We start from the raw sequence: 12,673 nt of genomic DNA on the forward strand, positions 1-12,673 counted from the left end.
TCAGCTCCGTACCGTCGACGATGATGCGCCCCTTCTGGTGCTCCTCGAGACGGTTGATGCAGCGGATCATGGTGGATTTTCCGGAGCCGGAGGGCCCGCAGATCACGATGCGCTCGCCACGCCGGACATTCAGGTTGATGTCCCGCAGCGCGTGGAACTCGCCGTACCACTTGTTGACGCCCATCATGCGAACGGCGGGCTCGGTCCGCGGATCGATGGTTAGGGAGGACTGGATCTTTTTTACCGCCGACATCGGTTCATCCCCTTGACGCTATGACCTGGCCTCGATCGCCACTCGCTGCTCAAGCCAGCGCGAGTACCGCGAGATGGCGAAGCAAATCAGAAAGTAGATCACGGCGACGAACAGGTAGGTTTCCTTATAGGGAGCCGGCCAAGCTGGGTCGGTGGCAGCGGCCCGACCTGAACTCAGCAGGTCGAACAAGCCTACGACCAAGACGAGGCTCGTGTTCTTGACCATGACGATGACTGTGTTGGTCAATGGCGGAATCACCTTGCGGATCGCCTGAGGCAGGATGATGAGGCGGGTCGTGGCAAGCCAACCCAGTCCGAGCGACTGGGCCGCCTCGCGCTGGCCCGGAGGGAGGGCTTGGAGGCCGCCACGGAGGACCTCGGCGATGTACGCAGCCGAGAAGATCGTCAGCGCCACGAGGGCTCGCACGAACTTGTCGATCGTCATACCATCGGGAAGCATGATTGGCAGAACAACTGATGCGATGAACAGGAGGCTCAGGAGCGGTAGTCCCCGGATCACCTCGATGATGCCTACGCTCATCAGGTGGATGCCCTTCAGGCTGGACTGTCGTCCCAGTGCTAAGGCAACGGCGAGCGGAAAAGCCGCGCCCAGCGATATCACCGTAAGAAGGATCGTGATGGGCAGGCCGCCCCAGGACGATGTCGGAACCTCCGAGAGGCCGAGGACGCCGCCGGCCATGAGGATGATGGCTGCCGTTAGGCCGGCGAGCCAGAGAACCAGCGTCTTTCGAGTCCAATGGGTAGGCGGCAAGGACCAGAGAACGAGGCCGAAGAAGATCAGGACCACGCAGGCAGGGCGCCACTGCTCGCCCGGGGGATAGATCCCGAACAGGATGAAGCGGTATTTTTCCCGCAGGAACGCCCAGCAGGCCCCCGCATCCTGGCAGGCGGAACCATCGCCCTGCCAGACCCCGTTCACCACGGCCCAGGACAGGAGCTTCGGGACGATTGCGATCAGCATTGCCCCGGTCGCAACCGTCACAAAGACACTGAGCAGGTCACCGAGAAAGACATGGGCGAGCGAGCGCCGCCGGCGTGGTGGCGACGGCTGGGCTGCCGTGGCGTCCAGTCGGACGAAGGCTTCCGTGGGAGAGGCAATCGTGGTCATCGTTGCACCAAGGCAACCTTGCGGTTGTACCAATTCATGAGGAGGGAGATTGCGGCGCTAACCGTGAGGAAGACGGCCATCAGGATCAGGACACCCTCGATCGCTTGGCCCGTCTGGTTGATCGTGGTTGCGACCACGTAGGATATGTCTGGGTAGCCCACCACAAGCGCCAGTGTCGTGTTCTTGACGATGTTGAAGTACTGGCTGGTCATTGGAGGAATGATCACCCGCAACGCCTGCGGGATGACCACCAAGCGCAGGGATTGACGTTCGCTCAGACCGAGCGAGCGTCCGGCCTCCCATTGGCCCCTGCCGACGGCATCGATGCCGCCCCGGATGATCTCGCCGATGAAGCATGACGAGTAGAGGATCATGCCGAACACCAGGCTGGCGAACTCCGGCGTCAGGGTCGTTCCGCCGATGAAGCCAAACCCTTGCAGCCGGGGTGTGTCGATCGACACAGACCAGAAGCCGGCACCCCAAATTCCCCCAAGGAAGGCCACGACGACCGCTGTCGTAATCGATCCGTACCAGAACCTGCGACCTGTCCTGACCCGTTCCCTGCGGCCGATCAACGTCGCGACGATGATTGCGGCGATGCCACCCAGGAGAAGCACCCAAAGCAGAGCCGCATTTCCATCCACCTGGAGCGACGGCACGAACAGGCCGCGCACGGACAGGAAGGTGCCGGGAAATGGACTGAGTGCCCGGCGCACGTTCGGCAGCCCCACGGTCACGAGGGCGTACCAAAACAGGAGCTGCACCACGAGCGGCGTGTTCCTCATCGTCTCGACAAAGACTGTCGCGATGCCGAAGGCCAAGGGGTGGTGCGAACGACGCGCCAAGCCGACGAACAGCCCGAGGATAGTTGAGCCCACGATGATGAGTCCCGCGATGAACAGCGTGTTCACGAGACCGACCGCGAAGGCGCGCGCGAAGGTGTCGCTTGGCGCGTATGCGATCAGGCTCTCCGAGATCGGGAAGCGGGCGACGCGACCGAGAAAGTCGAACCCGACGGCGATCCCGCGCTCGGCAAGGTTTTCCGCCGCGTTGGCCGCAAGCCACAGGGCGAGCAGTCCGGCCAGCCCCAGGACCGCGACCTGGATGGTCGCGGCCCGGAGCCTGGCATCATACCAGAGACGTGCCATGACAGGCACCTTCGATCAGTTGAAGACCAGGGGGAACATCAACCCGCCGTCCCGGTACAGGCGGTTGGGACCGCGCTCGAGCTTGAGCGGGCTGTCCTTGCCGACGTTCCGGTCAAAGATCTCGGCATAGTTCCCGAGCTGCTTGACGATGTTGTAGGCAAAGCGTTCGTCGAGCCCGAGCGCTTTGCCGTTACCGGCTTCGACGCCGAGGAAACGCCGCACGATCGGGTCCTCCGACTCGAGCCTGGCGTCGATGTTGGCCTGCGTGATCCCGAGCTGCTCGGCCATGATCAGGGCTTGAATAGACCACTTTACGATGTCGAACCAGCGGTCATCCCCATGGCGCACCGCAGGCGTGAGCGCCTCCATCTTGTCGTTGGCCGGGATGATGACATACTCGTCAGGGTTCTTGGCCTGCGTCGCGCGGACCGAGGCAAGTGCCGACGCATCCGTGATCAACGCGTCGCAACGCCCGGAGAAGAAGGCTTGGCGAGTGGACGAAACCGTGTCGAAGACCACAGGCTTGAGATCGAGGGCATGGGTCTTGGACATGTCCGCGACCGTTACCTCCGTCGTCGAGCCGGTCTGCACGCAGACGGTCGCACCTTTCATCTCCTTGGCGCTCGTTACCCCAAGGTCTTTCCTGAGCATCACGCCAGGATACTCATAGTAGTTCGGGACGGTGAAGTTCACCCCGTTCGCGTCCCGTTGGAGGGTCCAGGTGGTCGTGCGGGGCAGCACGTCCACCTCTCCGGTCTGAAGGGCGGTCAGGCGCTGCTGGCCCGTGAGCGGCACGAAGCGTGCTTTGTCCTTGTCGCCGAAGATCGCAACGGCAATGGCGCGGCAGGTGTCGACATCGAGACCCCGCCAATAGCCGTTTTGGTCGGGAGCCCCAAAGCCGGGGGTGCCCTGGCTTGCTCCGCAGCTTACGTAGCCGCGCTGCTTGACGGCCTCAACGGTCTCCTGGGCGGATGCCGGGGTTGTGATGATCGCCCCCGTCAGGATGGCTCCGAGGACTGGGATGGTGAGAGTATGCTTGATCGATGACATTGTTATTCCCTCTGTTTTTGATTGGAAATGTCAGGCGACCTTCGCGGCGGGCTCTTGGTCGAGCTTGGCGAAGAGGTTGGTGAGATCGGCCCAGAGATCGTCCGGGTCCTCAAGGCCGATGCTGATCCGAAGGACAGTGCCCTCGGAAACCCACGGGTTCACGGTGCGGTCACCCGTGATCGCCATCGGGGCGATCAGGCTGCGCGTACCGCCCCACGACGCACCGATGGCGAAGATGCGCAGCGCCGTGAGGGCCGGGCCAAGATTCTCCTCGCAACCGGGCTTCAGGACGACGCTGAACACGGCGCTGGATCCCTTGAAGTCGCGCATCCAGAACGCATGGCCAGGACATGATGGCAATGCCGGGTGCAGGACGCGGTCGATGACCGGATGCTTCTCAAGACGGCGGGCGAAGTCCTCCGAAATGCGTCCCATGTGAGCCAAGCGCACGCCCATGGTCTCGATGCCCCGCAGGGCGAGAGCCGCCTCGTCAGGCGACACACCGATGCCGACCATGCGCAGCGTATCCTTGAGACGCTGGCGCAGGTCGAGGTCCTTGACGGTGATCGAGCCGAGCAGCAGGTCGGAATGCCCGCCAACGTACTTGGTCAGGGCCTCGATGGCGAAGTCCGCCCCGTGCGCGAGCGGCTTGAACAGCAGGGGCGAGGCCCAAGTGTTGTCGCAGCCGACGAGTACGCCCTTGGCCTTCGCCGCCCGCACAATGGCGGGCACGTCCTGGACCTCCATCGTCCCGGAGCCAGGCGACTCGATCCAGACGAGCTTCGTGCACCCGTCGATGAGGTCGGCTATCCCGTCGCCAATCAGCGGGTCGTAGACTTCGTAGTCGATCCCCCTAGGCTTGAGGTAATTGGCGCAGAAGCCCCGCACGGGTGGGTAGACGGTGTCCGGGATCAGGACCCTGTCGCCCGGCACGAGAACCGAGAGCATAACAACCGTGACGGCGGCCTGCCCCGACGGGACGAGAACGGTCCTGACGCCGCCGTGAAGCTCCGTGAGCTGGGCCTCTAGCGTACGGGTCGTCGGGGTCCCATGGAGACCATAGGAGTAGCCGTCCGGACCCCGGTACTTGCGCTGAGCGAATGACTCGGCATCGGGATAAACAATTGTCGAGGCACGGTAGGTCGGCACTGCAAGGCTGGAGAAGCCCTCGTGGGAGACGGCTGGGTGATGGACGCAGCGGGTTAGATCTTTCATGGGATATCCTTGGTCTTGTAAGAGCCAGGATACTGAGCCGCTTTATAGAAACAATTGACCATGCCGTATCAGTCTATGCATAAAACCTATGGACTTTGGCATTTCGGGTGATCCATGAACTTCCGCCAGCTCGAGACTTTTCGCGCCGTCATGCACTCGGGTTCAGCGTCTCGGGCGGCGGAACTGCTCCAGATCACCCAACCGTCGGTCAGCCGCTCAATCGCCGAGCTCGAGGAGACGGTCGGGTTCGCGCTGTTCAACAGGGTTCGAAGCCGGCTTGTGCCGACCCCGGAGGCCAAGCTGCTTCTCAGGGAGGTCGACCGCAGCTTCGTCGGCCTTGAGCGCCTGAGGGCGGAGGTGGCCCGCATCCGCGACTTTGGCTCAGGCAGCATCCGCATCGCCAGCCTTGCCGCGCTCGGGAACACGATCGTGCCGCGCGCCATACGGGCGTTCCAGGCCAAGCACTCGGATATCGCCCTGACCCTTCAGGTCCATCCAACCACCCGTGTGCGCGAACTCGTCGGATCGGGCGAGTTCGACATCGGCCTTGCGGCCGACGAGGTGGACCTGTCCGGAGTGGAACACCGGACGTTCGGAAGCTTCAGGGCTGTCTGTGCCATCCCGCCTGGTCATCCGCTGTCCGCCAGACGGACGATTACGCCTGAGGATCTCGATGGTGTGCCCTTTGTGGCGCTGGCGCCCGAGGACCGCGCCCGTCAGCGGTTCGATGCTGTCCTTGAGGCTGCGGGGGTGCGCTCCAAGATCGTGGTCGAGACGCCCGGCTCCTCGACAGTCTGCGCTCTAGTGCTCGAGGGCGTAGGTGTAGGCCTTGTCAACCCCGCGTCGGCCGACGGCTTTCCCGAGCGCGGGCTGGTCTTCCGCCCCTTCGAGCCTGCTGTTTACTTCAAGAGCATCCTGCTCTTCCGCCCAGATGCCCAGCAGGCACGCCTTGTCAGGGAGTTCGTCGCTGCCCTCCTCCAGGCCCGCGACACGCGACAGCCGTTGGCGGAGACCCCGCCTCAGTAGGAAACAGCACGGTATCGGACGATCCAAACCTTTTCCCCGTGCTGAAGTTAACTCTCCAAAGGGGCCAAGCAGCAGACGGATTCCTTGCTGTCCAATCGATGCCGACCTGAATGGAGTGCACACGTGCAGAGGCAATGGCTCGACCGCACCGGATGGCTTTCGAGCCTTCTCGCTGGGCTGGTAATCACAGCGCCAGCCATCGCACACCCTCATGTCTGGGTTGAGGCTAGCACCCAGATAGTCTTCGATGCCGCCGCGCGGGTGACGGGGATCAGACATACGTGGATCTTCGATCCAGCCTATTCGGCCTACGCTACCATGGGCTTCGACATGGACCGGGACGGCAATGCCGATCCCGATAAGCTCGCGGAACTGGCCGAATCGAACCTCGCCTCGCTCGCCGAGACCAACTACTTCACGGCCGTGAAGGTGGATGGTTCACCAGCCGCTCTCGCTCCTCCAGAGGACTACCAGGCGAGCATCGCGAGTGGCCGCCTCATTCTGCGGTTCTTGCTGCCGCTGAAGACGCCCATCCAGCCGAAGGAGTTGGCGCTCCATGTCGGCGACCCAACCTTCTTCACGGCCTTCACTCTGCCACAGGCCGCCGACACCGCAATGCTGGACGGGGCTCCGGAGGCTTGCAAGGCCTCGCTGAACCGTCCGGCCGAGAGCGGATCGGAGGACGTCAAGCGTCTGGCGCAGGACATTTCCGCTGCCCTGCGAGGTGAACTCGACGTCCCTGCGACAGTGGACAGCGACCCGGCTGGCCGGATCACCGTCATCTGTCAGCAGGAATGATCCCGGGAAAGCCGAGTCCCAGCCTATGCCAAGGCGATTACGGGCGGAGGGTGGACCCTGGACGGGGTCTCGGGCTCCTCCGCCCCGAACCGGATCCGCCGGTCACTGAGCTTGCGGATCAACTCTGCATCGTGGCTGACGATCAGGACCGCGCAGTTCCGTTCCCTTGCCAGTTCGACGAGAAGCTCGATCGTCTCCTGTTGCGTGATGAGATCGAGCCGGGAGGTAGGCTCGTCGGCGAACAGGAACACGGGATCGAGCAGGAGGACGCGCAGCAGGGCGAAGCGCTGCAATTCACCACCCGAGACCTCGGTCGGCAGGCGGTCGAGAAGCTCGGGTGCCAGCCGCAGCCGTGCCATGAGGGGTTCAATCCTCGCAGCATCCAGGCCATGCAGGTTGACGAGATCGAGGACGGCCCGGCGCAAGGTGATCCACTGCGGAAAGGCCGACGGCGGGTCCTGGTAGAGCTTCTGGAACTTGATCGCGGGCTGTCCCTCGCCCCGCCAGACCTTGCCTTCGTCCGGCTCGAGCAGACCGAGCAGGATGTCCCCGAACGTGCTCTTGCCGCAGCCGCTCGGACCCGTGATGCCGATGATCTCGCCTGGGTGGACGGCGAGGTTCTGCCCGCTGAACAGCCGCTGTCCACCACGGGACTTGCCCAATCCCTCCGCCACCATGACAGGCCGCCCGGCTGCCTTCCGGGGCTGTCCGTTTGGCCAGTGGGCAGGGTCGGCCTCAATTAGCCGCTTAGTGTAGGCATGCTGCGGAACCTTGAGCACCTCCTCGGCGGGTCCTTGCTCGATGATGACGCCGTTGAGCATCACCGCGAGGTCGCCGCCCATGCGCCGTGCCAGTTCGAGGTCGTGCGTGATCGTCAGGAGACCACCGCCCTCGGCCACCTCACGCATGAGGAGCGCGATGACATCGTCGCGTCGGGCAACATCGAGACCCTTGGTCGGTTCGTCGGCGATGACGATCCGCGCCCCACCCGCGCGGGCCGCCGCGAAGGCAACGCGCTGGGCCATGCCACCGGAGAGCTGCGACGGCAGCTTGCTCCCGGCCTCGGCAAGACCGAGGTTGGCCAGATCATCCTGTGCCCGACGGTTTGCGTCCTCCGCACTCAATCTCTGCACGAAGCCATAGCCCTCGGCGACCTGCTCGCGCGCCCGCATGGTGGGATCGAGCGCCAGCCACGGCTCCTGCGGCAGCACGGAGATGACGCGGCCCCAGAGGGAACGATGCCCCTGCCCAGCGGCAAGCGACAGCCCCTGGCCCGCGATGGTGACGCTGCCTTCGGCGCGAAGACCTGCCGGCAGCGTGCCCAGGATGGCTTGGGCCAGCAGGCTCTTGCCCGAGCCGGTCTCGCCCAGGATGGTGAAGGGGCGGCCGGGACGAAGCGACAGGGATGCCGGCTCGACGATCCGCTCCTTGGCAAAGACGCAGACCCCGTCAGCGACAAGCAGGGCGGTCATCGTGTTTTGCTCCCGGCGATGAGGTTGAGGCTGAGGACGAGGAAGAAGACCACGACGATCGGTTGCAGCAGGGCGTGCGGCGCCTCCTCGTAGTAGGGCAGCAGCTCGGTCATCATCAGGCCGAGCTCCGGCGTGGGTGGGCGCACGCCGACGCTGACGAAGCCCAGCGCGGCGATCGCCATGATCGCTGTGGCGGCCCCGAAGGCCCCGACAGTCAGGATCATCGGGGCGATCTCGGGCCAAAGGTGACGGCGGACGATGTAGGCCGGCCCGAAGCCGAGAAGGCGCGAGGCCTGAACGGCCGGGGACGTGATCAGCGTGCGGGTGGTGGCTCGTGTCAGGCGGAAGTACTCGATCCACAACACCAGCGAGATGCCAACATACAGCGCCCAAGGCGAATCCGGCGCGATGGCGGTCAGCATCAGCACGAGCAGAAGACCCGGAAGAGCCAGGAACACGTCCCCGAGGACCGACAGGGCCCGGTCGACGATCCCGCCTTTCCAGGCCGCGAGGATGCCGAGCGGGACGCCGGGGACCGCCGCAGTCAGCACGCTGAGGAAGGCCAATCCCAAGGACAGCCGCAAGGCTGCCGCGAGGCGCGCCAGCATCGAGCGCCCGAGATGATCGTAGCCGAGCGGCTCGCTCCAGCTCGGTGCAGCGAGGACGTTGCGCAGGCTCTGCCGCGTCGGGTCCACGGGCCAGACGAGCGGTGTGAGAAACGCGAACAGGACGATCACGGCCAGGATGATGAAGCCGATGAGCTGTCCAACAGAAATGCGCTTCTGCGCCGGCACGGAACCGGATGAACTCATTGCAATGGTCGTCATGCCACCTGCCTCCGCGGATCGATCAGGTAGCACGCGAGATCCACCACCGCGTTGAGCAGCACGAACATCAAGCCCATGATCAGGGCTGTGCCCTGGATCACGGGAACGTCACGGGCAAAGATCGCATGGGCGAGCGCATGCCCAATGCCAGGCCAGGCAAAGAGGGTTTCCACCACCACGACGCCTTCGATGAGATAGATGAACTGCACGCCGAGATAGGTCACGATCGGCACGCTCACATTGCGCAGGCCATGGCGGCGGAAGACCTGCGCCTCCGACAGGCCCTTGGTGCGCCCGAAGGCGTAGTAGGGTGAGCCTGCAACGCCCGCCATCGCATCCCGGGCCACGCGGCTCGAGACAGCCGCCAGCCCCAGCGCCAACGTCAGGGCCGGCAGGATCAGGTTTTGCGGCTCACCGTGCCCAGCGGCAGGCAGAACGCCCATACCGGTCGCCAGCACGATGATGAGCAGGAGGCCGACCACGAAGTGCGGCAGGGCGCGCAGCGTGCTCGACACCAGGAGCAGGCCTCGGTCGATCACCCCTCCTGGACGCAAGCCGGCAAGGATGCCGAGAGGCGGCCCGATCAGGAGCGACAGCAGCACCGCTGCGAGCGCGAGTTCCACCGTGTGACCGAGCTGGTGGCGCACCTCGTCGATGACGGCCTCGCCTGACACGACGGACTCACCGAGATCGAAGCGGATCAGGTCCCAGAACCATTGGCCAAGAGCCGCCGCCCCGCCCCGGTCGAGCCCGAGTTCGGTGCGCACCGCGTTGGCCGCGTCGGTGTTGACCATGTCGTAGCCGTAGCGGCCGGCCGCGATGCGGTAGGCCATGTCACCGGGCAGTGCGCGAACCATGATGAAGGTCAGCACGCCCACCGTCAGGGCGACAAGGAGCGCCTGGAAGAGACGGTAGCCGAGAACTCTCGTCATTGCGCCCACCGCATCCTGGCAAGGCCGAAGTCGCGCTCGAAGGGATCAAGACGCACGTTCTCCAGCTTCTTGGAGACGGCGGCCGTCTGCTGGTACCAGGCGATGGGGATCACCGGCAGCTCTGCCTGGAGGATCGAAACCGCCTTCTCACGCAGGGACTGGCCCTGAGCCGCGTCCGAGATGTTGGAGAGATCCTTGATCGCCTGGTCGAACTCGGCATTCGACCAGTTCATCGAGCCCCAGTCGCCACCCTGGGGCGGGTAGTCCTGCAACATCGTGCCAATGGGATCGGGGACGAGTGCGAAGTTGCGCGCGGCCAGACCCATTTGCAGCGATCCGTCCTGGTGCTTGGCCGGGATCTCGCTGGAATTGGTGGAGTTGATGGTGATTGCGACACCTACCTCCTTGAGCTGTTCCTGGAGGACGGCGGCCACGAGCGGCAGCTCAGGGCGGTCGGGATAGGTCACCAGTGTCAGGGCGAAGCGCTGGCCGCCCTTCGCCAGAAGCCCATCCGATCCGAGCTTCCAGCCGAGATCGGCGAGCAATGCCTTGGCCTTTTCCGCGTCGTAGGCAAGCGGCTGGACGTTCGCGTTGTGCCAGCTTGCGACACTTGGCGGGAAGAGCTGGTTGGCGGCGGCCGGGTAGCGCAGGATCGCGGCTGCGATACCCTCACGGTCCACGGCAAGGCTCAGGGCCTGCCGGGCGCGGATGTCCTTGAGGAGCGGGTCGCCTGCGTTGACCTTGAGCAGGATACTGCGCGGGATCGAGACGGAGAGGATATTGACCTTTGGACTGCGGGCCAGACGGGTGCGGCTGGCCGGATCGAGGTTGAACACGAAATCGGCGTCGCCACTCTCGGCCATGAGGGCGCGCGTCTCGCCACGGCCGACCGCCAAGTAGCTGGCGGCGCGGATTGAGGGCTTTTCACCCCAGTAGCCGTCGAAGCGTTCGACCGTCATTTTCTGTGGCGCTTGCAGAAGGCTGATCTTGTAGGGTCCGGTCCCAATGACCTGCGTGACCCGTCCTTTGTCGTCATAGGCTGCGGGCGCCAGGATCGCCGTGGTGTTCTGGGCGAGGAAAGCGAGCAGCGGCGCGAAGGGCTCGGAGAGGCGGACGACGACGTCATTGCCGTCTACCGCGACGGTTTCGATCGGCGCTTTGTTGAGAATGCCAGGCTTGCCCTTCGCGGCGGTCAGTGCGGCGACAACGGCCTCGGCCGTCAGGGGCGTACCGTCGTGGAAGGTTGCGTGCGGACGCAGCTTGAAACGCCAGACCTTGCCGTCGTCGGAGAGTTCCCAGGATGTCGCCAGCGCCGGGATCGGCTTACCAGCCTCGTCCGCTCCGACGAGCGTCTCGGCCACGCCCATCTTGAGGAAGAGGTCACCCCCGGTGGAGGGGTCCGTGCCGTTGATCTCAAAGGGGGCGACGATGTCGAGGATATCGTCTCCGGCGGCGGCCTGTGCATGGCCGATGCCCAGCACTAGGCCGAGGGCCAGGACGGAAACGGTGCGCAGCATGGTGAGGAGCTCCCTTCGACTGTGGCTACGTATAATATACTATACGCCATAGCTTCGGACTCGGTCGCTGTCCAGTCCCGATGCACCCTCGTCCTGTCGGCCAGCCACAATCCGGGCGGCCCGGCCCACCTCACGAGTCAGGTCGGCGGCGACCGCATAGAGGTCAGCACTCTCGTCGATCCCGACGGCGACGCCCATGTGTTCTCGCCCAAGCCCGCCAATGCCAAGAAGATTGCTGATGCGCGGGTCGTGATGGTGAACGGTCTCGGCTTCGAGGGCTGGATGAACCGTCTGATCAGGTCATCGGGGAGCAAGGCCGCTCTCGTGACGGCCAGCACGGGTGTGAAGCCGCTCCGGAACGAGGAGCACGGACATGGTCATGGCCTTCCGGGGCACAGCCATGGCGAGTTCGATCCCCATGCTTGGCAGGACGTCGCCAATACCAAAATCTACGTGACCAACATCCGTGATGGGCTGACCAAGGCCGATCCTGAGAGCAAGGACGTGTACGAGGCCAATACCAAGGCCTATCTTGCCAGGCTCGACGCACTCGATGCCGAGGTGAAGGCGGCGGTCGGATCGATCCCGCAGGAGCGGCGCAACGTCGTCACGACGCATGATGCTTTCGGCTACTTCGACAAGGCCTACGGCCTCGAGTTCGTGTCTCCGCAGGGCGTTTCCACAGATGCGGAAGCCGCGGATCGTGCGGCAGATCAAGAAGGAGCGCATCCCGGCGGTGTTCCTGGAGAACATCTCGGATCCGCGCCTGATCGAGAGCATCTCCAAGGAGTCGGGAGCGTGGATCGGTGACCGGCTCTACTCCGATGCCTTCTCGGGCTGCTCTGATCCCCGGCTCGACCGGTTCGTCATCACACCATCACCACCTCACCATTCTTGCAAACGTCTCGTCCGGCTCCCGAGATCGCCTATGCGGCCGCAGCAGCCGAAGCGCGATATCCTTGCTCGTCCTGGAGGACCGCCCAGGCGATCCGTGCCAGCTTGTTAGCAATGGCGGTTCTGACCACGCTGGCTGGGCGGCGCGCCAGAAGCCCGTTGATCCACCCCGCCGTAACTGAGGTCCGGCCGCGCGCATGTCGCATCAGCGTGGAGGCTCCCAACACCAGAAGCCACCGCAGGTACCGATTACCCTGCTTGGAGATGTGTCCCAACCGCACCTTGCCACTAGAGGGTGTCTGGAAATTAAGCTGCGGCATGGACTAATCTTTTGGTCATGAGGCGGCACATAGCGAGATAAATCCACGTCTCGGTGGTCGACGGCAGGCCCTCCCAGTCCTTGGCCAAGCGGC

At 64.3% G+C, this 12,673-nt stretch carries 13 protein-coding genes; 3 read left to right on the forward strand and 10 right to left on the reverse strand.

Features of this window, described 5'->3' with window-relative positions:
* The 5 genes from ACFOYU_RS15940 to metC all read right to left on the reverse strand — a co-directional run.
* Nucleotides 1-187, reverse strand: a 187-nt coding sequence (locus tag ACFOYU_RS15940; RefSeq protein ID WP_377034361.1) for an ATP-binding cassette domain-containing protein, incomplete at its 3' end; no start/stop codon positions are given.
* Nucleotides 188-271: 84 nt separating this feature from the next.
* Entirely contained in the window at nt 272-1,381 is a 1,110-nt protein-coding gene (locus tag ACFOYU_RS15945; RefSeq protein ID WP_377034349.1) for an amino acid ABC transporter permease, read from the reverse strand.
* Nucleotides 1,378-2,529: an amino acid ABC transporter permease gene (locus ACFOYU_RS15950; RefSeq protein ID WP_377034350.1), complete on the reverse strand. Its 1,152-nt coding sequence runs from the start codon at nt 2,527-2,529 to the stop codon at nt 1,378-1,380. The genes ACFOYU_RS15945 and ACFOYU_RS15950 overlap by 4 nt, the downstream gene beginning before the upstream one ends.
* Before the next feature lie 15 nt (nt 2,530-2,544).
* On the reverse strand, nt 2,545-3,579 hold the full coding sequence (locus tag ACFOYU_RS15955) for an amino acid ABC transporter substrate-binding protein (protein WP_377034351.1): 1,035 nt from the start codon (nt 3,577-3,579) through the stop codon (nt 2,545-2,547).
* 30 nt (nt 3,580-3,609) lie between these two features.
* Entirely contained in the window at nt 3,610-4,794 is a 1,185-nt protein-coding gene (metC, locus tag ACFOYU_RS15960) for a cystathionine beta-lyase (protein WP_377034352.1), read from the reverse strand.
* A gap of 114 nt (nt 4,795-4,908) precedes the next feature.
* On the opposite strand from metC, the gene ACFOYU_RS15965 reads away from it, so the two are divergent.
* Together ACFOYU_RS15965 and ACFOYU_RS15970 are read left to right on the forward strand one after the other, a co-directional pair.
* Complete coding sequence (locus ACFOYU_RS15965) at nt 4,909-5,820, forward strand: LysR substrate-binding domain-containing protein (protein ID WP_377034353.1); 912 nt, start codon at nt 4,909-4,911, stop codon at nt 5,818-5,820.
* 123 nt (nt 5,821-5,943) lie between these two features.
* Nucleotides 5,944-6,618 carry a DUF1007 family protein gene (locus ACFOYU_RS15970; protein ID WP_377034354.1) on the forward strand — a complete coding sequence of 225 codons (675 nt, stop codon included), beginning with the start codon at nt 5,944-5,946 and terminating at the stop codon, nt 6,616-6,618.
* A gap of 23 nt (nt 6,619-6,641) precedes the next feature.
* On the opposite strand, the gene ACFOYU_RS15975 is transcribed toward ACFOYU_RS15970, so the two are convergent.
* Genes ACFOYU_RS15975 through ACFOYU_RS15990 form a run of 4 tightly spaced genes read right to left on the reverse strand, consistent with a single transcriptional unit; the run spans nt 6,642 to nt 11,366 of the window.
* Nucleotides 6,642-8,090: an ABC transporter ATP-binding protein gene (locus tag ACFOYU_RS15975; protein WP_377034355.1), complete on the reverse strand. Its 1,449-nt coding sequence runs from the start codon at nt 8,088-8,090 to the stop codon at nt 6,642-6,644.
* Nucleotides 8,087-8,917, reverse strand: a complete 831-nt coding sequence (locus ACFOYU_RS15980; RefSeq protein WP_377034356.1) for an ABC transporter permease — start codon at nt 8,915-8,917, stop codon at nt 8,087-8,089. Before ACFOYU_RS15980 ends, ACFOYU_RS15975 begins: the two co-directional genes overlap by 4 nt.
* Nucleotides 8,914-9,849, reverse strand: coding sequence for an ABC transporter permease (locus tag ACFOYU_RS15985; protein ID WP_377034357.1), 936 nt, complete (start codon nt 9,847-9,849; stop codon nt 8,914-8,916). The genes ACFOYU_RS15980 and ACFOYU_RS15985 overlap by 4 nt, the downstream gene beginning before the upstream one ends.
* Nucleotides 9,846-11,366: an ABC transporter substrate-binding protein gene (locus tag ACFOYU_RS15990; protein ID WP_377034358.1), complete on the reverse strand. Its 1,521-nt coding sequence runs from the start codon at nt 11,364-11,366 to the stop codon at nt 9,846-9,848. Before ACFOYU_RS15990 ends, ACFOYU_RS15985 begins: the two co-directional genes overlap by 4 nt.
* 21 nt (nt 11,367-11,387) lie before the next feature.
* Here ACFOYU_RS15990 and ACFOYU_RS15995 point away from each other — a divergent pair, with 21 nt between their 5' ends.
* Complete coding sequence (locus ACFOYU_RS15995) at nt 11,388-12,176, forward strand: metal ABC transporter substrate-binding protein (RefSeq protein ID WP_377034359.1); 789 nt, start codon at nt 11,388-11,390, stop codon at nt 12,174-12,176.
* 116 nt (nt 12,177-12,292) lie between these two features.
* Here ACFOYU_RS15995 and ACFOYU_RS16000 read toward each other — a convergent pair whose 3' ends face one another.
* Nucleotides 12,293-12,580: a transposase gene (locus tag ACFOYU_RS16000; RefSeq protein ID WP_377034360.1), complete on the reverse strand. Its 288-nt coding sequence runs from the start codon at nt 12,578-12,580 to the stop codon at nt 12,293-12,295.
* Nucleotides 12,581-12,673: the final 93 nt, after the last annotated feature.

This window comes from Microvirga sp. GCM10011540, from assembly GCF_042650665.1.
GTDB classification, from domain to species: Bacteria; Pseudomonadota; Alphaproteobacteria; order Rhizobiales; family Beijerinckiaceae; genus Microvirga; species Microvirga lenta.